Genomic DNA, 24,339 nt, shown 5'->3' on the forward strand with positions numbered 1-24,339 from the left:
TACATCGATTCGATGTTAGCGTGGATGGCGGCCTCCTCACCGAGGCCCCGTCGGTCCCCGTTCCGGGAACCGGCCCTTCACCTTTCGAGAGAAGACCCCGCATGTCCCCCGTCTCCGGAGTCCTCGCGACCCCGCCGCCCGACACACCCGTAGGCGTGGCGCCGCTGCCGCGGTCGTCGATGGCCGCCGCGGCCTTCTCGACTGTGGTCGAGTGGTACGACTTCACGCTCTACCTGTTCATGACCGCCGTGATGTCCCGGGTCTTCTTCGGGACGGGCCCCTCCTCCGTCCTCACCACGCTCGCCGTGTTCGCACTGGCCTACGTGATGCGTCCGCTCGGCGCACTGGCCTTCGCGCACCTGGGCGACCGCTTCGGACGGCGCAGGGTCCTGCTCGCCTCGATGGCCTGGATGACCGCGGCGATGCTCGCCACCGCCCTGCTGCCCACCCGCGACCAGATAGGCCCGACAGCCGGAGCACTGCTGCTGCTCCTGCGATGCGTCATGGGCTTCTCCGTGGGCGGCGAATACACCGGCGTCATGACCTACCTGGTGGAAGGAGCACCGCCCGCCCGCCGTGGCCTGGTGGCCTCCCTCGCCTCCGCCGCGAGCGAGATCGGCGCACTGCTCGCCGTCGGCGCGGCCGCCGTGACCACAGCGTCGATGAGCCGGCCCGCGCTCGACACCTGGGGCTGGCGCATCCCGTTCCTCTTCGGGGCCCTGCTCGCCGCCGGCACCCTGGCCGCACGCGCGACGATGCGCGAGTCCCCCGCCTTCGAACAGATCCGACAGGTCGGCGCCCCACCCTCCAGCCCGCTGCGCCGGATACTGCGGCTCCACCGCCCGGCCCTCTACCGGACGTTCGCCATCTCCGCCCTGGGCTCCATCACGTACTACGTCGGCATCACCTACGTACCGACCTACCTCACCACGACCGGCGGTTTCAGCGAAGGGGACGCCCTGTGGCTGTCGACCATCGCCTCGGCCGCGGTCATCACCATCACACCCCTGGCCGGAATGCTGGCTGACCGCGTCGGACGACGCCCCTCTCTCCTGCTTTTCGGTGCCCTTGCCCTCGCACTGCCGGTCGCGATGTTCGCGCTCATGAACAACGCCCACCACACCCGGGCCCTCGTCGGCGCCGTCACCCTCGCTCTCGTCGCGGGCGGAGTCAGCGCCGTGGGCGCTTCCGCCACACCCGAACAGTTCCCGGTGACCGGACGGCTCAGCGGACTGGCAGTGGGCACCGTGGCCACCACCGTCTTCGGAGGTCTCACCCCCTACCTGTCACAGACCCTGATCGACGCCACCGGCTGGAGCCTCGCGCCCGGAGCAATGGTCGCCCTCGTCGCACTCACTACTCTGCCCGTCCTTTGGCACCTCCCCGAGACAGCACCCAACCGGCAAACCGAGCGCGTACTGCACCGCCTCTGATGCCCGGCGCGTTCCAGATCGCATACGCACCCACCGACGCCATCTCCCCCGCACCCCGACCGGGCCACCCGAAACCAGCACGCAACTCCGTACCCAGCGGCCCGCGCCAAGCCGGATCGACCTCGGGCGCCGATTCCACGGAAGACCAGAACTGGGCATCTGGTTGGCGAACGGCGCCAACTCAGGTGGCTCAGTCACAACTCCCAGGCTGCGGCCGACCAGCACCGCGCCAGCGGCCCCGCAGGCCGACGGGGGTCAACATCTGTCACGTCCGTGTCATCAACAACGTCGACGCACCTCGACCACCGAGACCAAACCCGCGTGAACAGCGTCGAACTGGACCACGTGGACGCCAGAAGACGGTACTGCCTACCTGTGCCATGTTGTCGCGAGGGAAGGGCCCAGGATCAGGACTGGAGCGTCTTCCGGCCCGTCAAAGCGGTATTGCAGGGTGTTCGTAGTCGTCTCACTCACCCGACCACGCTCCCACGTCTCACATTTCTCTCACGACAGGGGTCGGATGACCGGTCAGACCACTCCAGACATCCGCCGCAGAACGAAGATCCTCAACGTCCGGCTTCACGTACCAGCGCTTCGTCGTCCTGACGTCGGCGTGCCCCGCCCACCGCGCGAGAAGGTGGTCAGGAACCCCATGGTTCGCCAGGTAGGTGAAGCAACTCGCACGGGCGTCGTACAAACGCACCCGCCGCAGCGCGTTACCGGCCATGACCTTGTACGCCTCCTCGCGCAACCGCCGCACCTCGAGCGGCGCCCCGAGCTCGTCCACCAGCACATACCCGCTGTCCTCGTACGCCTGCCCCGCAGCCGGCCTCTCGGCTGCTTGCCGGTCCTTGAAGCTCCTGAGGGCTTCTCCGACGGGATCGGGAAGTGGAAGGCTCCGCTCGCCGGCCAGCGACTTCGTGTCCTTCTCCACCACGGTCGTGTTCCCCATCAATGTGCGGGTGTTGGCAACGGCCAGGGTGGCTCGGTCCAGATCCAGATCTGCCCAGCGCATGCCGCACACCTCCGCCGGCCGCAGACCCATCAGCGAGAGGAGGAAGGGGGCGTACAGCCGGTGGTCCTTCACGGCAAGCACGAAGGCACGGACCTCCGCGCCACTCCAGGGCGCACCTCCGCCTTGGCCCGCCGCTCAGCCGTGCGTACCCTTCCGGGGGATCGTCACTTCCTGGGCGACATTCACCGCGACCAGGCGCCGTGCCACGGCCCGGTTGAGGGCCTCCTTCAGCCGCGTGAGGGACATCTCCACCGAGGTGACCCCCAACCCGGGCCCGGCCTTCGTGTCGCGTACCCGGCCCTCCCGAAGCGCCCACAGCATCCACGCCTCGACATCGCCCTCGGTGAGCTCCTGAAGCTGAAATCCGCCACGGCTCCGCTGCCAAGCACAGCCGAGTGCGAACACCCTCAATACTCAGGAAGATCCCCGGTTTCGGTAACCGGGGATCGTCTGCTACGTACCACCTCGCGAAGCGAGAGCTTGCCCGTCGCAGTCATGCCGACCGCCCTCGCGAGGGGCCACACGGAACCGCAGGCCCCGACACAATCCGGAACACCGACGATGCGGGCGACACTCCGCGTCGCCACTCCGCAATACGACGCTCAACCTCACCCACGCGTGTAGCTCAGCGCGGGTTCACTGCTACGCGCGGAACGGCGACCCGCCGGCTCTGCGGCACGCCTTGGGGCAGAACGTGACGCTCTGTGGCACCCCTCGGCGAAATTCGATCGGCTCAGCTGACGGTGACAAGGCGCTGTACAGACAAGCTGCGTGAGGACCGGCCGGCGTGGATGGTGTAGGAGCCGGGGGTGAGCTTCCAGGCGCCAGCAGTCCACACCGACAGGTCGCGGGCAGAAACGCTGAAGGTGACCCGCGTGCTTGCACCGGGAGCAAGCGTGACCTTGCGGAAGCCGATCAGTCGCCGTGGCTCGGCCTGGGCGCCGACAGGCAGCCCCGCGTAGAGCTGCACGACTTCGGTGCCTTCGCGGGTTCCGGAGTTGGTGAGGGTGACGGCTGCGGTGAGCGTTTTACTGCCTGTGCTGTAGGACGTTTCCAGGGAGCCGAGGTTGAAGGTGGTGTAGGAGAGGCCGTGGCCGAAGGGGAAGAGCGGGCTCTGGTTCTTCGCATCGTAGTAGCGGTAGCCGACCAGGTGACCTTCGCTGTGGGAGACGGCGGGGCCGTTGCCGGGGTAGGTGTCAGGTGTCGCGCCTGGTCCCTGGGACGCGGAAGCGGGGAAAGTGACCGGTAGACGGCCTGAGGGGTCGGCGTCTCCGAAAAGGATGGCGGCGAGGGCGGTTCCGGTGGCGCGTCCGGCGTACCAGAGCTGGACCACGGCTTCGACCTCGTTGATCCACGGCATGGCGACGGGACCGTCGGTGTTCAGGACGACGATGGTGCGGGGGTTGGCTGCGGCGACGTCGGCGATGAGCTTGTTCTGGTCTCCCGGCAGGTCGAGGGAGCCGTGGTCCATGTCCTCTCCCGCGACCCGGTTGACAACGACGACCGCGGCATCGCTGGTCCGTGCTGCGGCGACTGCATCCGGTATGAGGGACTTCGGCTGCCAGCCGAGGGTCAGGCCGCTGGTGCCGGTGTCGGCGGTGCTGTTGGTGTATTCGACGCTGATGTTCGCTGCCTGCCCGGCTGTGAGGTCGGTGGCGCCCTGGAGCGGGTAGTCGTACGGCCCGAGGAAGAACTGCCGGCTGTGACGCGAGCCCGAGATGACCGTCTTGCCGTTGATGATGAGCTTGGTGGTGCCTGCGGGCAGCAGCGAGAAGCGGTGCAGACCTGTGGCGCTCGGTGTGAGGGTGCCGCTCCAGCGAGCCGACCAGACCGCAGGCAGATCCGCCACTGGGGCACTGGTGAAGTCGATGCCGGCACTGACCTGTGTGGCGACGGGTGTGCCGGTCGGCTGGGTTCCGGCATAGAAGCTGCCTGTCAGCCCTGCTGCACCGGAGGAGGTGCGCAGCACCGTGGCCGGGACGGGGGTGAGGGGGAGGTCTCCGACGGATCCTGGCCGATAGGTGACGGTGACTGCGGCACCTGCCCGGTTCTTGATCGCCGCCAGCGGAGTGGACCAGGTCCCGGGGTTCACATAGGTGGAACCGGATACACCGGTCAAGGCGGTGGTGTCGGCCGCTCCGATCACCGCCAGTGACTTGATGGCGGAGGTCAGCGGGAGCGTCTGGCTGCGGTTGGTGAGCAGGACGGTCGAGTTGACGGCGAGATTGTGGGCGAGGTCCTGGTGCTCCTGGGTGCTGACGTTCGCTGCGGGCACCGGTAGGGGGTGGTCGAAGAGGCCGTTGACGAACATGGTGTTGAGGATGCGGAGGGCTGCGTCGTCCAGGCGGGAGGTGGGGACGCTGCCGTCCGTGAGGCCGCCGGTGGGAATCTTGACGCCGCCCGGGCCCAGTCCGCCGAGGTCCATGCCTGCCTTGACAGCTCCAACCGGGTCGTCGCCGGCCCAGAAGTCGGGAACGGTGTAGCCCTGAAGGCCGATGGTCTGCTTGAGGTCGTTGAAGAGGGCGGGGCTCTGGGTGGCGAACGTGCCGTTGATCTTGGGGTAGGCCATCATGACCGAGGTGACGGGCACGGCCTCGATGATGCGCTCGAAAGCGGCGTGGTAGATCTCGTGCAGCGCGCGGTCGGGGATTTGGGCGTCGACGAAGAAGCGGTTGACTTCCTGGGTATAGGCACTGAAGTGCTTGAGGGTGGCCACGACATGCTGTTCCTGGATGCGCCGGGTGAGCGCTGTGCCCAGCGTGCCGGACAGGTAGGGGTCCTCCCCCATACTTTCGGCCTGCCGGCCGAAGTGCCAGGTGCGGGCGGTGTCGACGGTGGGGCCCAGCAGGTTGTTGTAGCCCTTGGCGCGCCCTTCGGAGCCCAGTGCCTGCCCGAGCTGCCCGGCAAGTTCGGTGTCGAAGGTCGCGGCCTGTGCGAGGGGCACGGGAAACGCCGTCACGCCGGCCTCCCCGCGCAGTCCGGCCGAGGCGTCCACCATCGTCAGGGCTGGTATGCCGAGAGAACTCAGGGCGGCGAAGTCGCAGCGGATGAGGGCCTCCTTCTGCGCGACGGTCATCCTGGACAGGAGGGCGACGGCCCTGGTGTCCGGGGCCGCGGAGCGGCGCGACGCGGCGACGACCGGTGGGATGCCGGAGGCCAGGGCGGTGAAGACGGCGGCTGAGAGAAATGTTCGACGATTCATGGCGGCTCTTCCATGAGGAATCGGGCAGGACAAAAAAGCGCCTGGTGAGCGCAATGCAGTGGGGTGCTGCACATGAGGGAATCGGGGGCGATCCGGGCCGCGCTTCGGTGCGCGTGCACCGGCGACCTATCCATCCTGATAGGTCTATTCGGGCGCGGCACCGTCGATATCAGTGCGGTGCGGCCGGAGAGCAGTTTCTGGATCCGGGCGACCTAATTCTGCTGGGGCTGAGGGTTGAGTTCCAGTGGATCTGTGAAGGGTGCGATGGTGCCGACCTCCTGACGTTCGACCAGTTCCTTGATATTGGGCGCGCGCCGGATACAGGTGCCGCACTTGCCAGTCCGCATACACCTCGCCTGATCCTTGCGAACAACGCGTGACAGGTAGCGGGCAATGAATCTTTTGTCCGCAGCGGTTCCCCGAGCGATGGCGCCAGCTTTCCAAGGGGCGCCAGGGGGGCGAGGCCGACCGAGCAGTCAGGTGCTCAGCCGACCCCAGTCTGTCGAAGTGGGGATGCCGATAGGGATGGGCTCGCGAAATGCTTCAGCCAACGAAATGGAAACTATTACCTCTCACCCTTTCAGGTCAACCCTCGTGAAGCACTTACCTCAAGAATCTCACCCCCGGACAGACAAAATCCTTTCTCTTGAAATCGATTTGAATTTTCAACTGAATCGCGTGGACTCCCCTAATCCACCCTACGGATAGATGCCATCCATAGGGTGGATTAGGGAAGAGTTCGACGAGCCCGGAAACAGCAAAGCCGGCACGTTCGAGCGCGCGCCGGATTGCTGAAGCTGCCGAGTTATTACGCGTTCAGGCGACCTTCACCGCGAGTTCAGTCGTGTCGAGGACGTGCTCGCCCGGCCCCAGGGCGATCGGCGTGCAGCCGGGCAGTTCCGCGGTTGCCTCGCACCCCTCCGGTACAGCGATGTGGGCTGTCAGGCCCTCGGGGGTCTGTTCCCACGAAAGGGACGCCGTGCCGTACGGGGTCTCGTGGCGGGTGCGGGCCCACGTGATACCGCCCCCCGGACGCGGCCGGAAGACGATTTTTCGGTAGCCCGGTGCGGCGGCGGTGATTCCACCGACCACGCGGTGGAGCCAGTCGGCGACGGCGCCGAGGGCGTAGTGGTTGAAGGAGGTCATGCCCCCGGGGTTGAGGGTGCCGTCGGGACGGAGGCTGTCCCAGCGCTCCCAGATTGTCGTGGCGCCCATGGTCACGGTGTACAGCCAGGAGGGGCACTGGGTCTGTAGGAGCAGTCGGTAGGCGATGTCGAGGTGCCCGGTGTCCGTGAGGGCGTCGCAGATCAGCGGGGTGCCGACGAAGCCGGTGGCGATGCGGGCGCCGTCGTCGACGATCAATTGGGCCAGGCGGTCCCCGGCCGGCTTTCTCTGCTGCGGGGTCAGCAGGTCGAAGGAGAGCGCGACGGCGTAGGCGGTGGGGCTGTCGCTCGTCATGTGTCCCGAGGGGAGCAGGTACCGGCGGCGGAAGGCATCGGCCACCTCGTCGGCCAGGGCGCTGTAGCGCTGGGCGTCCGTGCCGTCTCCCAACGCGGCGGCCGTCAGGGCGAGGTGGCGGGCGGAGTGGGCGAAGTAGGCGGTGGCGACGAGATAGCGGTCGGTGCGACCAGCGGCCGGATCGTCGGGTGGTGCGGCCGGGTCGAGCCAGTCCCCCAGCTGGAAGCCCGTGTCCCATAGGCGGGTCGGGCCGGCCAGGCCGTCCACGAGGTCGACCCATGCCTTGGCCATGGGGTAGTGCCGGCGCAGGAGGTCCAGGTCCCCGAAGCGCCGGTAGAGCGTCCACGGTGTGAGCGTGGCCACGTCCCCCCAGGCGGCACCCGGGTGGATCGGCGTCCACATCGGCTCGCCGGGGATGACGGGTACGTACCAGGGGATGGTGCCGTCGGGCAGTTGCTCCAGGCCGACATCGGTGAGCCAGGAGTCGAGCATGCCGGAGCAGTCGTACAGGTAGCTCGCGGTGGGGGCGAAGACTTGGATGTCACCGGTCCAGCCGAGGCGCTCGTCGCGCTGTGGGCAGTCGGTGGGAATGTCCACGAAGTTGCCGCGCATGCTCCACACGACGTTCTCGTGGAGGCGGTTGACCAGCGGGTCGCTGCACTCGAACCAGCCGGTGCGCCGCATGTCGGTGTGGTACACGCGGGCGGTCACCATCTCGGCGGTCAGGTCTGCCGCCCAGCCGCTGACTTCTGCGTAGCGGAAGCCGTGGAGAGTGAAGCGTGGTTCCCAGGTGAGAGGTCCCCGTCCGGTGAGGATCAGAGTGTCCTCGGCGTACGCCTCGCGCAACGGCCGTGTGGCCAGTCCCCCCTTCTCCAGGACTTCGGCGTGCCGGAGGGTGATGGCGGTGCCGGCCGGGCCGTCAAGGGTGACTCGCAGCCGGCCCACCAGGTTCTGGCCGAAGTCGAGCAGATGGCGATCATCGCCGGTGCGGGTCATGGTGACCGGGGTGATGTCCTCGGTGCAGCGCACCGGGGGTCCCTGCGGGGCGACGAGAGTACCCATGTCGCGACTGCCGGTACGGACAGGCGTCCACTTCCCCGCGGCGACGCCGGACGGGGTGGCCCAGTCGGGATCGTGCAGTCGGGCGTCGAACGTCTCGCCCTCGTACAGTCCGCTGGTCAGGATCGGCCCGGGCGCGGCGCTCCAGGTCCGGTCCGTGGCGATCGTGACCGTGGTGCCGTCGTCGTACGTCACCTCCAGCTGGGCGATGAGGGATTGGTCGGTGCCGTAGATATTGCGGGTGCCGCCGTCGAAACCGTACTTGCCGCGGTACCAGCCGTCGCCGAGCCATGCGCCGATGGTGTTGGCGCCTTCGGAGAGGTGGCTGGTGACGTCGTGCGTGCGGTAGCGCAGACGGTGCGGGTAGACGGTCCAGCCCGGAGCCAGGGTCTCGTCGCCGACACGGCGTCCGTTGATCTCGGCCTCGTACAGGCCGTGTGCGGTGATGTAGAGACGGGCGTGTGCCACCGTCCGGTCGGTCCGGAAGTCCTTGCGGACGCGGGCCGGGCGGCGGGCGGCCTCGGGGTCCTCGGGCCAGTCGGCGCCCACCGGGACTGCCTGCCAGTCGGCGGCGTCGAGCAGGCCCGCCTCGACCACGCTCGGGGGGCTCCAGCGCGAGGGCTCGCTCGCCCCCGTCGTCCAGACGCGGACGCGGACGGTCGCATGTTCGCGGGAGTTCAGCGGATCACCTGGCCAGGCCACAAGCACCTGGTCTGGTGCGGCTATGCGACCGGTACGGTCGGTGCGGCCGGCTCGGGCGACTTCGAGTTCGTACGCCTCCTGGGGCCCGCCGCCTGCCGGCAGCGTCCACGTCAGACGGGGGGTGGGGACGCCTATGCCGAGGCCGTCCGGAAGGTGCTCGAAGGACACCGGGCAGGGCTGAGGGGGGAGCAAGGAAAGCCTTTCTTCACGTGCGCGGGAGCGGGGCGAGCGGGCTGCGGGCAGCCGGTCTCAGCCCTTGACCGCTCCCGAGGTCAGGCCCTTCATGACCTTCTGGTTGAGGAAGAGGTAGATCAGGAGGGTGCCGAAGACGTTGATGCAGATCGCGGCGAACAGCGGCCCGTACTGTGTGGCACCGAAGTCACCGGTGAAGTTGAGCAGACCGACCTGAATGGTGCGCAGGTCCTGGTTGTTGGTGAAGGTCAGCGCGATGAGCAGGTCGTTCCAGATGAAGAAGAACTGCACCAGGCCGACGGTGAGCAGGGCGTTGCGGACCATGGGCACGCTGATGGTCCAGAAGGCGCGCAGGATTCCTGCGCCGTCGATGGCGGCCGCTTCGAACAGTTCGCGGGGAACGGTCCGGTAGTACGTGGCCATCATGAAGACGGTCAGGGGCAGACCCGTGCCGGTGTAGGTGAGGGTCAACGGCCACAGCGTGCCGGACAGGCCGGTCTGGTAGTACACCGTGAACAGCGGCAGGAGGATCATCTGCGGGGGCACCATCATGCCTGCGAGGAAGACCAGCAGGGTGAGGCTGCGGCCCTTCCACACCATGATCTGCAGAGCGAATCCCGCGGCCGTGCCCAGGAGCAGCATGAGCGCCAGGGCGGGCAGGACTGCGAGGACGCTGTTCTGGACGTACAGCCCGAGATGGCCGGTGGTCCATGCCTCGGTGTAGTTGCCCCACTCCCATGTAGTGGGCAGGCTCCAGGTGGAGTTGTTGAGGTAGTCGTCGTTGGACTTCAGGGACGTCAGGAGCATCCAGATCAGCGGGTAGATCTCGACGACCAGCAGCAGGGTGACGACGATCTTCACCCACAGCCGGCGTGGTGCCCGGGCCCGCCGGGCCGGACCGGCGGCAGTGGACGGTCCTCGGCCCCAGCGGCCTGCGGAGGTCTTCACCGGTGTGTCGATGGCCATGAACTCAGCCCTCCGTGATGTCGCGCCGTGAGACGCGGTAGACGGCCAGGCTCACCAGCAGGCACACCACGGTCAGCAGCAGGGCGATGGTGCTGCCGTATCCGTAGTCGCTGTAGGTGAACGACGTCTGGAACATGTACAGGGTCAGTGGGGTGGTGCCGCTGCCCGGCCCGCCGTTGGTGAGGGCGACGACGGAGTCGAAGACCTTGAGCGTCCCGTTGATGCTGAAGATCAGCGACGACATCAGTACGGGCAGGGACAGCGGCAGCACGATGTGCCGGATCAGCCGCAGCCCCGACGCTCCGTCCAGACGCGCCGATTCGAGGACTTCGTCGGGGATGTCGACCAGGCCCGCGAAGAGCAGGACAGCGTAGAAGCCCATGGAGCGCCAGATGTCCATGACGATCAGAACCCAGAACGCGCTGCCCGCGCTGCCGAAGAAGTCGATGGAGTCGAGTCCGACCGCGTTGAGCAGGGAGTTGACCGGGCCTGTCTGCGGGGCGACCTGGAAGAACTTCTGGAAGAGCAGGCCCACCGCGACTGTGGGCAGCACGACCGGGAAGAAGGCCAGCGTGCGGATCAGCGCGGAGGACTTCTTGAGGAAGAAGACGTACAGCAGGGCCAGGAGGTAGCCGGCAACGACCTGGCCGACCGTGACGAGCGCCGCGTATTTGAGGGTGAACCACAGTGCGTCGCGGACGGCCGGGTCGTCGAACAGACGGGAGAAGTTGGCGACCCCGTTGCCGGTGAATCCCTCGATGGTGTTGCCCTTGGTGAAGGAGTACCCGAGGGACCAGACGATGGGGACCAGCATGATCAGTGAGTAGACGAGAAGGGCGGGGCCGAGCAGGATCGCGATGGCCCTGCGGTCACCGAGTACGCGGTGCATGGATGGTGTCCACTTCGTTTCCGTTGAAGAGACCGTCGGGACGGAGCCGGGGGCGGTCCGTGCGGGGAGGCCCCGGCCGCCCCCGGTGGGTCACTTGGCGGTCAGCGCGTCCTGGACGGTCTGCATGAACGCCTCGGGCTTCATGCTCCCGGTGACCAGGCCGGCCGCGTTGGTCTGGCTGACGGTGGTGGCCTTGGTGCTGAACAGGGCCTCGAACCACAGGACGTTCTGCTTCGACCCACTGATCGTCTTGCGCACCTGCGTGGTGACGTCGTTGGCGTCCATCACCTCGGTGTTCACCTTGAAACCGGAGATGGAACCGTGGTCCTTGAGCGCGGTGCTGCCGTAGTTCTTGGCGATGCAGGAGACCCAGTCACCGGTCTTCTCGTCGAAGGACTTCGCACCGAGCGTGATGCCGAGGCCGACGTTGGAGGGGTACTGGTCAATGGAACCCTTGCCGCCGGACACGGCGGGGAACGGCATGAAGCCGACGTTCTCCGCACCGACCTTGTTCTGCTTCTCGTCCGAGATGTTCGCCAGTGCCCAGTTGCCCATGTAGAACATGGCGGCCTTGCCGTTGAGGAACTGGTTCATCGCGGTGTCGTAGTCGATGGAACCGACGCCCTTGCCGAAGTAGCCCTTCTTGCCGAGGCCGGCGATCTCCTCGGCGGCCTTCACGTACTCCGGGTCGGTCAGCTTCGCCTTGCCGTCGGCAACCTTCTGAAGGGCGTCGGGCCCCAGGCTGCGGTAGAGGTAGGTGCTCAGCAGGCGGGTGACGGGCCACCCCTGCTGTCCGGAGGCGGAGAACGGCTGAACGTTCTTGGCGTCCAGCTTCGCCGCGGCAGCCACCAACTCGTCCCAGGTCCCCGGAATGGCTATGGCGCTCTCCTGGAAGAGCTTCTTGTTGTAGAAGATGCCCTCGATGTTGTACTCGTACGGCAGCACCTGCAGCTTGCCGCCGTACAGCGCCTTGATCGTGGAGACGGCGGCCGGCTCCAGTTGATCGAGAACGCCGAGAGACTTGAGCTCCTTCGCCAGGTCAGCCACCTTGCCCGACTTCGCCAACTGCTGAGTGAGCGCAGGGGCGTTGCCTGCGGCGAACTGCACCGGCAGCGCATCCTGGCCAGCCAGCAGCTGCAGCTTCTGATCGAGGCTCGTCTGCGGCACGGTCTCCACCTTCAGCGGCAGAGCGTCGTTCGCCGCCTTGCACGCGCCCTTGGACATGGTGGTCAGGGCGGTCTTCACGGTGGTGTTCTCAGTGACGCTCAGGTAGCTGAACTCTTTGGGTGCGGCCGAGGAACCGGAGCCGCTACCGCCGCAGGCGGTGGTGACCAGTGCCAGTGAGGCAGTGGCGGCCGTGAGCAGGCTCAGACGCGCACGACGGGCGTGGGGCATGCGAAGGGACACGGAGACTCCCGGAGGTCTTTGAGAGAAGGGGCGAGGAACGACGAGCGGCGCTGAGGGAGGGAAGCGAGCCCAACCGCGCAGACAGTTGTGTGTAACGTTCTCCACCACGAAGTGGGCAACACCCTGCACCGCTCGCAGGTATCCGTCAAGACACAGAGCCGTAACACCAATGCCCAACCCTGTAGCCTTGCAGCCATCCAGAGGTCATTATGTAGACCGTTACACTCACACTTACGAAATCTGGAGTACTGGCGATGGGCGGGGCCGAACCCAAGCAGAACAAGCGCGTGACCATCACCGACGTCGCCCGGCACGCCGGCGTGTCCGTCGCCGCGGTCTCCAAGGTGCTGCGCAACGCCTACGGCGTGAGCCCCGGCATGCAGGAGAAGGTGCGGGCGGCCATCGCCGAACTGGACTACCGGCCGCAGGCGGCGGCACGCGGGATGCGGGGGCGGACGTACACGATCGGCGTGCTCCTGGACAACGTCCGTAACGCCTTCTTCGCGGACATCCTCGACGGCATCCAGGAGGAGCTCCGCACCAGCGAGTACACCGTGCTGATCGGCGCGGCCGGCTTCGACCCCGACGAACAGGCGAAAACCATCCGTTCCATGGTCGACCGCCAGATGGACGGCTTGATCCTCATCGCTCCGGGCACCTCGCGCGCCGAGGTGCTGGCAACGGCGGCGTCCACGCCGACCGTCGTCATCGGTCACCACGACGCAACCGACACCCACGACTCGGTGGTCGACGCGGACGACATCGGCGCGGGCCTGGTGGTGGACCATCTGGTGGCACTCGGACACCGGGACATCGCCCTCGTCGCGGCCCCCGGTACCAAGGCCAATCAGTGGAAGCGCACACCGGAGGTCGTCCTGGCGGGCGGCTACCGCGCGGCCATGGAACGGCACGGCCTCACCGAGCACGTGCGGGTTCACCACGCCGCGTACTCCGACGAGGGCGGCTTCAAGGCCGGAATGACCCTGCTGACCATGGAACGACCGCCGACCGCCGTCATGACAGGTGCCGATGTCGCAGCCCTGGGCATCTACCGGGCGGCCCACGAACTGGGCCTTCGCATCCCCGAGGACCTCTCGCTCGTCGGCTACAACAACACCGCTCTCGCCGCCCTGGCCACCGTCCAGCTCAGCAGCGTCGATCAGGCGGGACACACCATGGGCTCCACCGCCGCCCGCATGCTCATCGAGCGCGTGGAGGGCAGGCGGGACCGGTCCATGCAGACGACGATGACCCCACGCCTCGTGCAACGCAGCACCACCGCAGCCCCCGTGAGCCCTTGAACCATGGCCCACCAACTGCCCACAACCATTCCTCTCGTGAACACACCGGCACATGGGCTGGACACAAGGACGGCTCGAGACGGCAGGGCGCGTCGCAAGGTGGGTGTCAAGGACGTTGCGCGCGAGGCCGGTGTGTCGCTCGGCACCGTCTCGAACGTCCTCAACCACCCGGAGGTCGTCGCCGAGGCCACCCGCAGGCGCGTCCTCGACGTGATCGGCTCGATCGGATACGTACGCGCCCAAGGCGCACAGCAGGTGGACGGTCTGGCCTCCCGTGTCATCGCCGTCCTGGGGCTGAACGGGGCGGATCCGTATTTCACGGCGCTGGCCACCGGCGTCGAGCAGGCCGCACGCGAGGCCGACCTCGGCGTCATGGTGTGCACCGGCGCCCGCGAGGCGGCGGCGGACGGTCGGCACCTCGCCCTGATCGCCGCGCACCGGATCCGCGGAACCGTGCTGGTTTCGGGCGACGGAGCAGTCCGAACCGCGGCTGCGTTGCGTCGGCATGCGCTGCCCTTCGTCATGGCCGACCAATACGCGCTCGAACCGGCTGCGTGCTCCGTGGGAATCGATGATGTCGCCGGGGGTCACGCGGCAGTCCGTCACCTGCTCGGGCAAGGGCACCGGTCTGTTGTGCACGTCGGCGGTCCCTACGAGCTCGCGCCGATGCGGGACCGGCGCACAGGTGCACGCCGCGCCATCGGCCGGGCCGGGCTCCCCTCGGACTCCCTGCATGAGCTCTCGTGCCCAGCCCTGACGGTGGGCGCGGGCAAAGACGCCGGTCAGCGCATCCTCGGCCTGGCGGAACGGCCGACCGCCGTGTTCTGCGCCGACGATCTGCTCGCTCTCGGAGTGATGCAGGCCCTGTACGAGGCCGGACTGAGGGTGCCTGGCGACATCGCGTTGGTCGGCTACGGCGACCTCGACTTCGCAGCGTCCGCCGTCGTGCCGCTGACCACGGTGCGGCGGCCGGTCGTCGCCATGGGGCGGCAGGCCGGCCGCCTGCTCATCGAGGACACGGCGCACAACGCCGTTCACGGGCATGTCCACGTCGTCCTGCAGCCGGAACTGGTTGTGCGCCGGTCCACCTTGGCAGCGCCGGCGCGGTGACCTCGGTGGTCAGGGCCGTTCGGGAACATGGTGCAGCGGGGCAGCGGCCGGCGTCCGGTGGGCGAGGAGAAGGGGCGCACCCGCGAGAAGCAGGGTGGCCAGGCCGAGCGCTCCGACGGCCGAGCTCAGGTCTCCGAGAGCTTCCTTGCCTCCGAGGAGGATCAGTGGGCAGGCGAACTCGCCCAGGAAGAACGCCGAGGTCCACAACCCGGTGCCGCGTCCCCGGTCGGCGAAATCGAGACGGGACATGGCCAGCGTCAGGAGGGACGGCAGCAGCAGGCCGGTGCCCACGCAGTTCACCACGGCACCGACGATCAGCAGGGGAAGGCTGTCGCTCATCGCCATCAGGAGGAACCCAGCGGCACACAGCAGAAAGACAATGGGCAAATGGTGCCGTGGTCGGCCGGTGAGGCGGGTGAAGAGCACCGAACCGAGGACGGTGGCCGCACTCGCGACCGCGGTGACGGCACCGATGCCGCCGGTGGAGTCGACGCCCAGGCCATCGAGGAGAAAGGACATCTCCACAGGCACGGTGTAGAAGACGACAGCACCGAATGCGGTCAGTAGGCAAAGGCCGGCCATACGGCGTATCGGAAAGGGCCGCTTGTCCGCCGTGGAGGCGTTCGGCTCGATCTCCATCGCTGATGAAGCCAGTGGTGCCGGCAGTACGCGAGCCATGGCGGGAGCGAGGAGCAGTCCGATTCCGTACATCCAGAACGGCGCCTGCCAGCCGGCCCCTCCAAGGGCCCCTCCGAGCACGAAGAAGACGGTGGCGGATGCTGAGGCGCACATGGTCTGCAGCGCGAGGTAGCGGTCGCGCACGCGCCCCGTGTAGTAGTCACCGATCAGCGTCGTGCAAGCGGTCATGATCGCCGCCTCGGCCACACCCACCAGCACGCGGCTGGCGAGAATGCCGTAAAGAGAGTCCACCCACAACGGAACTGTGCCGAACAACGCGTACAGGACCGTCGCCACGATCAGCAGGCGCTTGCGGCCGAGACGGTCGACGACGACACCGGCAAAGGGAGCCAGCAGGGCCAGCGACAGCGCGGGAACGGTCAGCACCAGGGGCACCAGGGCCTCGCTGCCGGCGACACCCTCGAAGTGCTCCTGCATGCGAGGCAGAACCGGTGCGAGCAGCACAGCGCCCAGAACAGGCAGGCAACTGCCGGCCATGAGGAGAGCAGCAGGTAGTTTCCCCTGCGTATCCGGGAAGTCGTGGGCGTCGGAGGGCGGGGTGACGGGAGCGGGCATGGCGGCACTCCAGAGCGGGAGGCGGGAAGGGAGATGCGCGTGGCAAAAGATCCGTCGGTCGACGACGTCGGCGCACGGCATAGGGATGTGCCACGACTATGCGGCCCCCTGGGTGCCCTGCCCAGCCCTGCCGCGATCCGATTTTCGGATGCCTCGGATCCACTGAGCGGATACCGCCGGTCCAGGTCGTCCGCTCCCGCCGGCTCTCAGGACGGCTGCGGCGTGTCGTGCCCGTCGGCCATGCGTCGGCCGACCCGGGCCGCCGTTTCGCGTAGCCAGATGTGTGCGGCGTCGTGCGTGTGGACGGGGTGCCACCACATTGCCTCGCGCAGCGGCACCGCTTCGTAGGGCGGTTCCAGTACCCGTACGGCAGCGAGGGGCGTCATCAGGTGGGCGAAGCGGGCCTGGATCAGGGCGATGCGCCGGGTGCCGGCGACCAGCAGCGGCAGCAGTTGGAAGCTGTCGACGGAGACCTCCACGCGCGGTTCGACGCCGAGCATGCCGAGTTGCCGTACGGCCGGGGCGTCGTAGGTGCGCTGGTAGGTGACCCATGGCAGCCGGGCCAGGTCCTGGCGGGTGAGCCGGTCCTCGACACTCGGGTGATCGTCGGCGACGAGGAAGACCCACCTGTCCTGGTAGAGCTCGGTGGCGGGGAAGTCACTGACGACTCCGTGCGGCATGAGCAGGCCGTCGGTGGTGCTCAGCAGCGTGGCCGTGTCATCGACGATGGTGGTCGGGGGCTGGGTGAAGCGCAGGCGGATGCCGGGAGCCTCCTCATGCACGACCCGGGCGAGCTCGGTACCGAACACGGCGACGGCGTAGTCGGAGGCGATGAGCTTGAATTCGCGGCTCTCACTCACCGGGTCGAAGTCGGCCTGACTGGCGAACAGGCGCTCCAGCACGTCATAGGCGGTCGCGGTGCGGTCGAGGAGAACCTGCCCGAGCGCTGTGAGTTCGTAGTGGCCGCCGACCCGGGCGAGCAAGTCGTCGTCGAAGTGGCGGCGCAGTCGGGCCAGGGCGGCACTCATGGCCGGTTGGCTGAGCCCGACGCGCTGTCCGGCGCGCGTGACGTTGCGCTCCTCCAGCAGAGAACGCAGCGCGACGACGAGGTTGAGGTCCAGACGGGACAGGTTCACGGGCGTTCCCTTTGCGATAAGGCGCCTACCAGCGCGAATAAACACAATGGATGACTGTGATCCACAGAATCGATTTCCATGATTGCCGGTGGCAGGTTCAGATTAGTCACATCGCAATCAGGAGGACATGTCTGTGAAACCTGCACCCGCGTCCGCGCTCTTCGCCGGACCGTTCGCCCTCGCCACGCTCTCGGCCCCGAACGGACCCGCGTTCCCCGCACTCGTCACACCCGACGCCCAGGTGGTCGAACTGCGAGCCGCGTTCGACGACGACCGGTTGGCCATCCGGAGCCTTCTTGAGAACTGGGAGGCCGCCCTCCCCCGGCTGGAAGCACTGGCCGAGGACGGCGGACAGCAGCGAAAGCCGCTGGCGGACTACCAGGTGCACGCCCCCGTCGAGCCCCGCCAGATCTTCCAGTCGGGTGCGAACTACCGGCAGCACGTCATCGACCTGCACGTCGCGCACCGCGCCCCGAACGACGCCCGTTCCGAGGAGGAGCGGCGCGCGGAGGCGGCGGAGATCATGGACCGCCGGGCGGCCGAGGACCTGCCGTATGTGTTCATCGGGCTGCCGAGCGCGATCACCGGTCCGTATGACGACGTAGTGCTCCCCTCGTGGGCCGAGAAGCCGGACTGGGAGCTGGAGTTGGCCGCCGTCATCGGGCGGCCCGCCTACCAGGTGTCCGCCGAGGAGGCACTGGACCACGTCGCCGGCTACACCATCGCCAACGACCTCACCGATCGCACCACGGTCTTCCGCCGGGACATGCCGCAGATCGGCACGGACTGGCTGCGCAGCAAGAACGCCCCTGGTTTCACTCCGCTCGGCCCCTGGATCGTGCCTGCCGCGTCGGTCGCCGACCCGGACGATCTGCAGGTGACGCTGAAGCTGAACGGCGAGACCATGCAGGACGAGTCCACCAAGGACATGATCTTCAACGTCGCGCGGGTGGTGGCCTACGTCTCGCAGACCACACAACTCCTTCCCGGTGACGTGGTGCTGACGGGCAGCCCGGCCGGAAACGGCATGCACTGGGGCCGGCTGCTGCGCGACGGTGACGTCATGGAGGGCACGGTCACCGGGCTCGGCGTCCAGCGCACCCGTTGCGTCGCGGAGGAGGCATCGTGAGCCTCGACCGCACTGACCCCGAGGGCTCGATCGCTGCGGCCGCCAAGGCGTACAGCAACTGGGGCCGCTGGGGTGAGGACGATGTGCTCGGCACCCTGAACTTCCTCGACGAGGCCAAACGTCGCGAGGGGGCCGCCCTGATCCGGCGGGGTGTCAGCTTCTCCCTCTCCCAGCGCTTCGACATGGACGGCCCGCAGAAGGGCTGGCGCCGACGCACCAACCCAGTGCACACGATGCTCGACACCGGCACCGACGCCGTCCTCACCGGGCAGGGTTTCCCGCACGGCATCGGTGGCGCCGACGACGTCATCGCGATGCCGCTGCAGTGCTCCACCCAGTGGGACGGGCTTGGCCACATCTTCGACCACGGCAAGGCGTGGAACGGCCGCCCGGCGGAGAAAGTCGTCACCTCCGAAGGCGACCTGGTCACCGGCATCGAGCACATGGCACCGCACGTCGCAGGCCGCGGAGTGCTCCTCGACGTCGGCCGGGTCATCGGTGAGAACGGCGAACTGCCCGACGGGTTCGCGATCACTGCGGAGCACCTGACGGCCACGGCAGACGCCCAGGGCGTCGGTGTGGGCCGCGGCGACATCGTCCTGGTGCGTACCGGACAGCTGGCACGGGTCCGCCGCGACGGCTGGGGCGAGTACGCCGGCGGACCGGCTCCCGGCCTGTCCTTCACCGCGGCCGGCTGGCTGCACAGCACGGAGGTCGCCGCGATCGCCACCGACACCTGGGGCTTCGAGGTGCGGCCCAACGAGTTCGAGAACGCCTTCCAGCCGTTGCACCAGGTCGCCATCCCCAACATGGGCCTGCTCATCGGGGAGATGTGGGACCCGGACGCGCTCGCCGAGGACTGCGCCGCGGACGGCGTGTACGACTTCTGGCTCACCGCCGCCCCCCTGCCGATCACCGGCGCGGTCGGCAGCCCGGTCAACCCGATCGCCGTCAAGTAATCAGCGGAACAAGGGAGTTCCCCATGAGAAACGACCGTACGGTCCTGGTGATCGGCGGCGGCGCGGCCGGCAACGCCCTCACCGTCCTGCTGCGCCGCGCCGGCCTCGACGTGGACCTGATCGAAGCGAAGGACGACTGGAACGCCACGGCGGGTTCCGGCATCACGCTCCAGGGCAACGCCCTGCGCGTACTGCGTGAACTGGGCGTGTGGGAGCAGGTGCAGGCATCGGGCTACGGATTCGGCTCGGTGGGCATCACCGCCCCCGACGGCACCGTCCTGCACGCCCAGGACGACATCCGCAGCGGAGGCGACGACCTGCCGGCCACCGTCGGCATGCAGCGCCCACAGCTGCAGCAGATCCTCATCGACGCGGTGCGCGCGAGCGGAGCCCACGTCCGCCTGGGCGCCAAGGCCACCGACTTCGACCAGGACGACGACGGCGTCACCGTGCGCTTCAGCGACGGCTCCGAGGGCCGCTACGGTCTGGTGGTCGCCGCCGACGGCCTCGGCTCCGCCACCCGCGCCGCGATCGGCATCACGGCGAAGCCGGAGCCGACCGGCATGGCCATCTGGCGCATCGCCGCCCCTCGCCCAGCTGGTCTCACCCGTACCGATCTCGCCTACGGCGGCCCTGCCTACATCGCCGGCTACTGCCCCACCAGCGACACCACGCTCTACGCATACGTCGTCGAGGCCAACCGCGACCGGGCCTCCATCCCGCCGGAGACCTACGCCGACGAGATGCGCCGACTGACCTCCGCGTACGGCGGATTCTGGCCGGAGATCACCGCGACCATCACGGATCCCGGGCAGGTCAACTACACCTGGTTCGACCGCATGCTCGTCGAGGGCTCCTGGCACCGCGGCCGCATCGTGCTCATCGGCGACGCCGCGCACTGCTGCCCGCCCACCCTCGCCCAGGGCGCCGCCCTGTCCCTGGAGGACGCCTGGGTCCTCGCCCAGATGCTGACCGAGGCCGGCACCTGGGACGACGCGCTGCTCCAGGCGTATTACGAGCGCCGCATCACCCGCGTCCAGCCGGTCGTGGAGGCGTCCGTCCAGATCGGACAGTGGCAGCTCGACGGAGTCCGCGACGCCGACGTGCCCGGCCTGATGGGCCGCACCATGACGATGCTCCGGGAGCTGCCGTGACCTCCCCGACCGTGGACGTCCACGCCCACGTCCTGCTCCCCGAGATCGAGGCGCTCGTCGCCGGTATGCCCGGACACGCCGAGGCCAAGGCGCTGGACGCCCGACGCAACGGGCCCGACGCCCTTGCCATCAGCGGCCCCATGGTCCGCGCACGCATCCCGCAGATGACCGACGTCACCGCACGCCTCGCGGCGATGGACGCCCAGGGTGTTGACGTCCAACTGGTCAGCCCCTCCCCCTCGCACTACCACTACTGGGCGGACCGCGACACGGCCGAGAAGGTCTACCGGCTCGCCAACGAGGCCACCGCCGCACACTGCGCCCAGGCGCCGGACCGGCTGCGCGGGCTGGGACTCGTACCCCTTCAGCACCCGGATCTCATGGTGCGCGCCCTCGACCATGCCCTCGACCAGGGACTGGCCGGCGTGGAGATCTCCAGCCACGCACCGGGGCGCGAGCTGTCCGACCCTGCGTACGAACCGTTCTGGTCACGAGCCCAGGAGACGGGTGCGATTCTCTTCCTGCATCCCTTCGGGTGCACGCTCGACGAACGTCTGGACCAGTGGTACCTGTCCAACACAGTCGGCCAGCCCACCGAGAACGCCGTGGCCCTCTCGCACCTGATCTTCTCCGGGGCACTGGACAGACACCCCAGCCTGAAGCTGATCGCCGCCCACGGCGGCGGTTACCTGCCCACCCACATCGGCCGGTCCGACCACGCCTGGTCGGCACGCTCCGACGCCGGCGCGGGGTGCGCGCACCTGCCCAGCAGCTACCTCAGGCGGATCTACTTCGACTCCCTTGTCCACGACCCGCGGGTGCTGGGCTCACTGATCGAGGCCGCGGGTGCGGACCGGGTCCTGCTCGGCTCGGACTTCCCCTTCGACATGGGATCCGAGGATCCGGTCGGCGCGCTGCGCGCCGCACGACTGCCCGAGACCGACTTCGACGCGGTACGCGGCGCGAACGCCGCCGCCCTGCTGCGACTCACCTGACCTCAACGAGGAGGAACACCATGAACGCACGCCTGCTCACCCACCTTCGGCACGTCGACCTCGCGGTGCCCGACTACGACAAGCAGCTCGAGTTCTACGCCGGGGTGTGGGGCCTGACCAAGGTCGCCGAGGACTCCGGAATCTCGTTCCTCGCTGCCGAGGGCTCCCCCGAGCAGTACGTCGTACGGCTGCGCCAGGCCGAGGAGAAGCGCCTCGACCTCGTCTCCTACGGAGCCGCGAACCCGGCCGACGTGGACACCCTCGCCGAGCGGCTGCTGGCCGGCGGCGTGGAGCTGATCAGCCGGCCCGGGAAGGTGGACACCCCGGGCGGTGGGTACGGCTTCCGCTTCTTCGACGTCGACGGCCGCACGATCGAGGTCTCCGCGGATGTCGACGTACGGCAGCACCGGAAGATCGAGGAGAAGGAGGCGATCCCGGTCAAGCTGTCCCACGTCGTCCTCAACTCCCCGGACCTGAACCGCACTCGGGAGTGGTACGAGCGTCACCTCGGCTTCGCGCTCTCCGACACGCTCAGCTCGCCGCACATGGGCGAGGTCATGCACTTCATGCGGATCAGCAACCAGCACCACTCGATGGCCATCGCCCAGGGGCCGCACACCGCCCTGCACCACGTCTCGTTCGAGATGCGCGGCATCGACGAGTACATGCGCGGATCCGGCCGCGTCATGCGCGCCGGGTTCAAGAAGATCTGGGGCCCCGGCCGGCACATGGCGGGCGACAACACCTTCACGTACTTCCTCGACCCCCACGGCAACACCGTCGAATACACGACGGAGCTGGAGAACCTCGACGAGGACACCTGGCACCCCCACGTCTACGACTTCTCCCAGCCCGAGGTCGCCGACCAGTGGGGCACCGCCAACGCGATGAACGAGATCGTCGCCAAGGAGTCATTCAACGACCCCGACCGCGGCGTGTTCATCGCCCCGCCCGTCTGACCGGGTCGGCTCCTGGGGTGCGGCGGCACGGTCTCTGCCCGACGCGCCGTCGCGCCCCCGGAGCCGGGCACACTCGTTCACGTCGCTCCGGCCGGCCCCGCTCGGTTCGCCGGCATGCAGTGGACCACAGCAGCTTGCGGCTCCGCCCGGTCAGCCGCCCGCCGGAGCCGCATCACGACGGTCCACGGCCTCATGCGCACTCCCCTGACCCGACCCGACCCCACTCCGCCGGAGCCGCACCATGCGTTTCGCCTCTTACGAACATCAGCACCGCCACCGGGTGGCCGTCGTGGAAGAGGACGGCACGCTCTTCCCCCTGCCCGATGTCACGTCTCTGACCGCGCTGCTCGCGCAGACCGACGGCCTCCCCGGACTGCTCGCCGCGGGTGCGGCGGCAACCGACGTACCGGCCGGGCCTCATGTGTCCCAGGTCAGGCTGCTTCCTCCGCTCCAGCCCACCTCGGTACGCGACTTCGTCACCTTCGAGGAGCACGTAGAAGGCGTGCGTCGAACGGTCGACGGCGTGGCTGGTGTGCCGGAGCAGTGGTATGCGGCACCGACGTTCTACTTCACCAACCCGCACGCGATCTACGGCCCCCGGGACGGGATCCCGGTGCCGCCCGGCTCCGCTGTGCTCGACTTCGAACTCGAAGTGGGCGCCGTCATCGGCCGCGAGGGCCGCGACCTCACCCCGGAACAAGCCCGCGACCACATCGTCGGCTACACCGTCTTCAACGACTGGTCCGCACGCGACCTGCAGTCCGCCGAGATGAAGGTCGGCCTCGGCCCCTGCAAGGGCAAGGACACCGCGACCACACTCGGCCCCTACCTCGTGACCGCCGACGAGCTGGAGCCCCACCGCGACGCCGAAGGCTTCCTGCGGCTGGCCCTCACCGCAAAGATCAACGGGGAGACCATCGGCGAGGACCTGCTGTCCAACATGAGTTGGACCTTCGAGGAGATGACCGCCTACGCCTCCCGCGGCACCCGCGTCGTCCCGGGCGACGTCCTCGGCTCGGGCACCTGCGGCAACGGCGGCTGCCTCGCTGAACTCTGGGGCCTGCACGGCAAGCAGATCCCGCCCCCGTTGCAGCCCGGCGACACCGTCAGCCTGACCGTCGAGGGCATCGGCACGCTCACCAACACCGTGATTTCCGGTGTTGAGCCGCTGGCCCTGCCTGCCGGCCGGCGCCGTAGCCGGGAGCGGCCGTGACCGACCAGCCATCCATGAAGCTTCTCGGCAAGGTGATCGTCGTCACCGGCGCAGCGCGCGGCCAGGGCGCAGCCGAGGCCGCAGCCCTCGCCCGCGAGGGCGCCCACGTCATCGCAACAGATGTCGAACCCGCGCGCGGGTGCCGTGGTCTTGACGTCACCAGCGAGGAGGACTGGGCCGGTCTCGCCGCCGAACTGCTGGAGACCCACGGGCAGGTGCACGGCCTGGTCAACAATGCAGGCATCACCTGGCGCGCACGCGTCGGCGACGTGCGCCCAGCCGACATGGCACGCGTCCACGCGGTCAACGTCACCGGCCCGCTCCTGGGCATCCAGCACCTCACGCCCTTGATGCCCCGGGGCTCCTCCATCGTGAACGTCGGCTCGTCCGCGGCCCTCACCGCCCATTACCCGGTCGCCTACACGACGAGCAAGTGGGCACTGCGCGGCCTCTCGAAGGCCGCAGCGCTGGAGCTCGGCCCCCGCGGTATCCGGGTCAACATGATCCATCCCGGTTACATCGAGACCGAGATGACCGCCTCCGCCGCCCCGGCCTTCCGCGAGACCAACATCCGCGAGACCCCGCTGGGGCGCACCGGAAGCGTCGACGAGGTGGCCCCCCTGGTGGTCTTCCTCATGTCCGACGAGTCATCGTTCATCAGCGGAGCCGAGATACCCGTCGATGGCGGCCTCACCGCGCACGGCGGCGTCAAGTCCATATCTGACGTGCTTCGCCCCGAGTCCGCGGTGTGAAACTACTCGAAGGCAAGGTGGCTCTGCTTTCCAGCACCGCGCGAGGCCAGGGCT

Annotated in this window: 20 protein-coding genes; 11 read left to right on the forward strand and 9 right to left on the reverse strand. The window is 68.3% G+C overall.

Annotated features, from left to right (window positions below):
• Positions 1-101: 101 nt before the first annotated feature.
• Positions 102-1,433 carry an MFS transporter gene (locus ACIOEW_RS19595; RefSeq protein WP_401964878.1) on the forward strand — a complete coding sequence of 444 codons (1,332 nt, stop codon included), beginning with the start codon at positions 102-104 and terminating at the stop codon, positions 1,431-1,433.
• Positions 1,434-1,926: 493 nt separating this feature from the next.
• Here ACIOEW_RS19595 and ACIOEW_RS19600 read toward each other — a convergent pair whose 3' ends face one another.
• From ACIOEW_RS19600 to ACIOEW_RS19610, 3 genes are all read right to left on the reverse strand, one after another.
• Complete coding sequence (locus ACIOEW_RS19600) at positions 1,927-2,529, reverse strand: site-specific integrase (RefSeq protein ID WP_401964880.1); 603 nt, start codon at positions 2,527-2,529, stop codon at positions 1,927-1,929.
• Positions 2,530-2,583: 54 nt separating this feature from the next.
• The gene (locus tag ACIOEW_RS19605) at positions 2,584-2,859 is read right to left on the reverse strand and encodes a hypothetical protein (RefSeq protein WP_401964882.1); all 276 of its coding nucleotides are present in this window, start codon (positions 2,857-2,859) and stop codon (positions 2,584-2,586) included.
• A gap of 322 nt (positions 2,860-3,181) precedes the next feature.
• Complete coding sequence (locus ACIOEW_RS19610) at positions 3,182-5,650, reverse strand: glycoside hydrolase family 3 protein (RefSeq protein ID WP_401964883.1); 2,469 nt, start codon at positions 5,648-5,650, stop codon at positions 3,182-3,184.
• Here ACIOEW_RS19610 and ACIOEW_RS19615 point away from each other — a divergent pair.
• Positions 5,635-6,030, forward strand: coding sequence for a hypothetical protein (locus tag ACIOEW_RS19615; protein WP_401964884.1), 396 nt, complete (start codon positions 5,635-5,637; stop codon positions 6,028-6,030). The two genes, ACIOEW_RS19610 and ACIOEW_RS19615, sit on opposite strands and share 16 nt — an antisense overlap.
• Positions 6,031-6,466: 436 nt before the next feature.
• On the opposite strand, the gene ACIOEW_RS19620 is transcribed toward ACIOEW_RS19615, so the two are convergent.
• The 4 genes from ACIOEW_RS19620 to ACIOEW_RS19635 form a co-directional block, all read right to left on the reverse strand.
• Positions 6,467-9,037, reverse strand: coding sequence for a family 78 glycoside hydrolase catalytic domain (locus ACIOEW_RS19620; RefSeq protein WP_362554515.1), 2,571 nt, complete (start codon positions 9,035-9,037; stop codon positions 6,467-6,469).
• An 81-nt stretch (positions 9,038-9,118) separates the two neighbouring features.
• Positions 9,119-10,027, reverse strand: a complete 909-nt coding sequence (locus ACIOEW_RS19625; protein ID WP_401964886.1) for a carbohydrate ABC transporter permease — start codon at positions 10,025-10,027, stop codon at positions 9,119-9,121.
• A gap of 4 nt (positions 10,028-10,031) precedes the next feature.
• Positions 10,032-10,916, reverse strand: coding sequence for a sugar ABC transporter permease (locus ACIOEW_RS19630; protein ID WP_362554511.1), 885 nt, complete (start codon positions 10,914-10,916; stop codon positions 10,032-10,034).
• 90 nt (positions 10,917-11,006) lie between these two features.
• Positions 11,007-12,323, reverse strand: a complete 1,317-nt coding sequence (locus ACIOEW_RS19635) for an extracellular solute-binding protein (protein ID WP_362554509.1) — start codon at positions 12,321-12,323, stop codon at positions 11,007-11,009.
• 254 nt (positions 12,324-12,577) lie between these two features.
• On the opposite strand from ACIOEW_RS19635, the gene ACIOEW_RS19640 reads away from it, so the two are divergent.
• Both ACIOEW_RS19640 and ACIOEW_RS19645 read left to right on the forward strand, forming a co-directional pair.
• Complete coding sequence (locus ACIOEW_RS19640) at positions 12,578-13,624, forward strand: LacI family DNA-binding transcriptional regulator (RefSeq protein WP_362554507.1); 1,047 nt, start codon at positions 12,578-12,580, stop codon at positions 13,622-13,624.
• Positions 13,625-13,723: 99 nt separating this feature from the next.
• Positions 13,724-14,734 (forward strand): LacI family DNA-binding transcriptional regulator, encoded by a 1,011-nt coding sequence (locus ACIOEW_RS19645; RefSeq protein ID WP_362554505.1) that lies wholly within the window; start codon positions 13,724-13,726, stop codon positions 14,732-14,734.
• A 9-nt stretch (positions 14,735-14,743) separates the two neighbouring features.
• On the opposite strand, the gene ACIOEW_RS19650 is transcribed toward ACIOEW_RS19645, so the two are convergent.
• Both ACIOEW_RS19650 and ACIOEW_RS19655 read right to left on the reverse strand, forming a co-directional pair.
• On the reverse strand, positions 14,744-15,988 hold the full coding sequence (locus ACIOEW_RS19650) for an MFS transporter (protein WP_362554503.1): 1,245 nt from the start codon (positions 15,986-15,988) through the stop codon (positions 14,744-14,746).
• 206 nt (positions 15,989-16,194) lie between these two features.
• Positions 16,195-17,124, reverse strand: a complete 930-nt coding sequence (locus ACIOEW_RS19655) for a LysR family transcriptional regulator (protein WP_362554501.1) — start codon at positions 17,122-17,124, stop codon at positions 16,195-16,197.
• A gap of 127 nt (positions 17,125-17,251) precedes the next feature.
• Here ACIOEW_RS19655 and ACIOEW_RS19660 point away from each other — a divergent pair, with 127 nt between their 5' ends.
• The 7 genes from ACIOEW_RS19660 (at position 17,252) to ACIOEW_RS19690 (ending at position 24,285) form a co-directional block, all read left to right on the forward strand.
• On the forward strand, positions 17,252-18,253 hold the full coding sequence (locus tag ACIOEW_RS19660; protein WP_362554499.1) for a fumarylacetoacetate hydrolase family protein: 1,002 nt from the start codon (positions 17,252-17,254) through the stop codon (positions 18,251-18,253).
• Positions 18,250-19,212 carry a cyclase family protein gene (locus tag ACIOEW_RS19665; protein ID WP_362554497.1) on the forward strand — a complete coding sequence of 321 codons (963 nt, stop codon included), beginning with the start codon at positions 18,250-18,252 and terminating at the stop codon, positions 19,210-19,212. The genes ACIOEW_RS19660 and ACIOEW_RS19665 overlap by 4 nt, the downstream gene beginning before the upstream one ends.
• A gap of 23 nt (positions 19,213-19,235) precedes the next feature.
• The gene (locus ACIOEW_RS19670) at positions 19,236-20,366 is read left to right on the forward strand and encodes an FAD-dependent oxidoreductase (protein WP_362554495.1); all 1,131 of its coding nucleotides are present in this window, start codon (positions 19,236-19,238) and stop codon (positions 20,364-20,366) included.
• Entirely contained in the window at positions 20,363-21,361 is a 999-nt protein-coding gene (locus ACIOEW_RS19675) for an amidohydrolase family protein (protein WP_362554493.1), read from the forward strand. Before ACIOEW_RS19670 ends, ACIOEW_RS19675 begins: the two co-directional genes overlap by 4 nt.
• 20 nt (positions 21,362-21,381) lie before the next feature.
• Entirely contained in the window at positions 21,382-22,320 is a 939-nt protein-coding gene (locus ACIOEW_RS19680; protein WP_362554491.1) for a VOC family protein, read from the forward strand.
• Between the two features lie 241 nt (positions 22,321-22,561).
• On the forward strand, positions 22,562-23,533 hold the full coding sequence (locus tag ACIOEW_RS19685) for a fumarylacetoacetate hydrolase family protein (protein ID WP_362554489.1): 972 nt from the start codon (positions 22,562-22,564) through the stop codon (positions 23,531-23,533).
• A gap of 14 nt (positions 23,534-23,547) precedes the next feature.
• On the forward strand, positions 23,548-24,285 hold the full coding sequence (locus ACIOEW_RS19690; protein WP_362554571.1) for an SDR family oxidoreductase: 738 nt from the start codon (positions 23,548-23,550) through the stop codon (positions 24,283-24,285).
• The last annotated feature ends 54 nt before the right edge of the window (positions 24,286-24,339 follow it).

This window comes from Streptomyces sp. NPDC087901 (genome assembly GCF_044742205.1).
Lineage (GTDB): Bacteria > Actinomycetota > Actinomycetes > Streptomycetales > Streptomycetaceae > Streptomyces.

What these genes read in the sequence shown, in the direction of transcription:
- ACIOEW_RS19650 (WP_362554503.1), bottom strand. Translation starts at nt 15,988, where the DNA reads ATGCCCGCTCCCGTCACCCCGCCCTCCGACGCCCACGACTTCCCGGAT.
- ACIOEW_RS19630 (WP_362554511.1), bottom strand. Translation starts at nt 10,916, where the DNA reads ATGCACCGCGTACTCGGTGACCGCAGGGCCATCGCGATCCTGCTCGGC.
- ACIOEW_RS19670 (WP_362554495.1), top strand. Translation starts at nt 19,236, where the DNA reads ATGAGAAACGACCGTACGGTCCTGGTGATCGGCGGCGGCGCGGCCGGC.
- ACIOEW_RS19625 (WP_401964886.1), bottom strand. Translation starts at nt 10,027, where the DNA reads ATGGCCATCGACACACCGGTGAAGACCTCCGCAGGCCGCTGGGGCCGA.
- ACIOEW_RS19690 (WP_362554571.1), top strand. Translation starts at nt 23,548, where the DNA reads ATGAAGCTTCTCGGCAAGGTGATCGTCGTCACCGGCGCAGCGCGCGGC.
- ACIOEW_RS19615 (WP_401964884.1), top strand. Translation starts at nt 5,635, where the DNA reads ATGTTCGACGATTCATGGCGGCTCTTCCATGAGGAATCGGGCAGGACA.
- ACIOEW_RS19680 (WP_362554491.1), top strand. Translation starts at nt 21,382, where the DNA reads ATGAACGCACGCCTGCTCACCCACCTTCGGCACGTCGACCTCGCGGTG.
- ACIOEW_RS19640 (WP_362554507.1), top strand. Translation starts at nt 12,578, where the DNA reads ATGGGCGGGGCCGAACCCAAGCAGAACAAGCGCGTGACCATCACCGAC.
- ACIOEW_RS19610 (WP_401964883.1), bottom strand. Translation starts at nt 5,650, where the DNA reads ATGAATCGTCGAACATTTCTCTCAGCCGCCGTCTTCACCGCCCTGGCC.
- ACIOEW_RS19685 (WP_362554489.1), top strand. Translation starts at nt 22,562, where the DNA reads ATGCGTTTCGCCTCTTACGAACATCAGCACCGCCACCGGGTGGCCGTC.
- ACIOEW_RS19660 (WP_362554499.1), top strand. Translation starts at nt 17,252, where the DNA reads ATGTCTGTGAAACCTGCACCCGCGTCCGCGCTCTTCGCCGGACCGTTC.
- ACIOEW_RS19595 (WP_401964878.1), top strand. Translation starts at nt 102, where the DNA reads ATGTCCCCCGTCTCCGGAGTCCTCGCGACCCCGCCGCCCGACACACCC.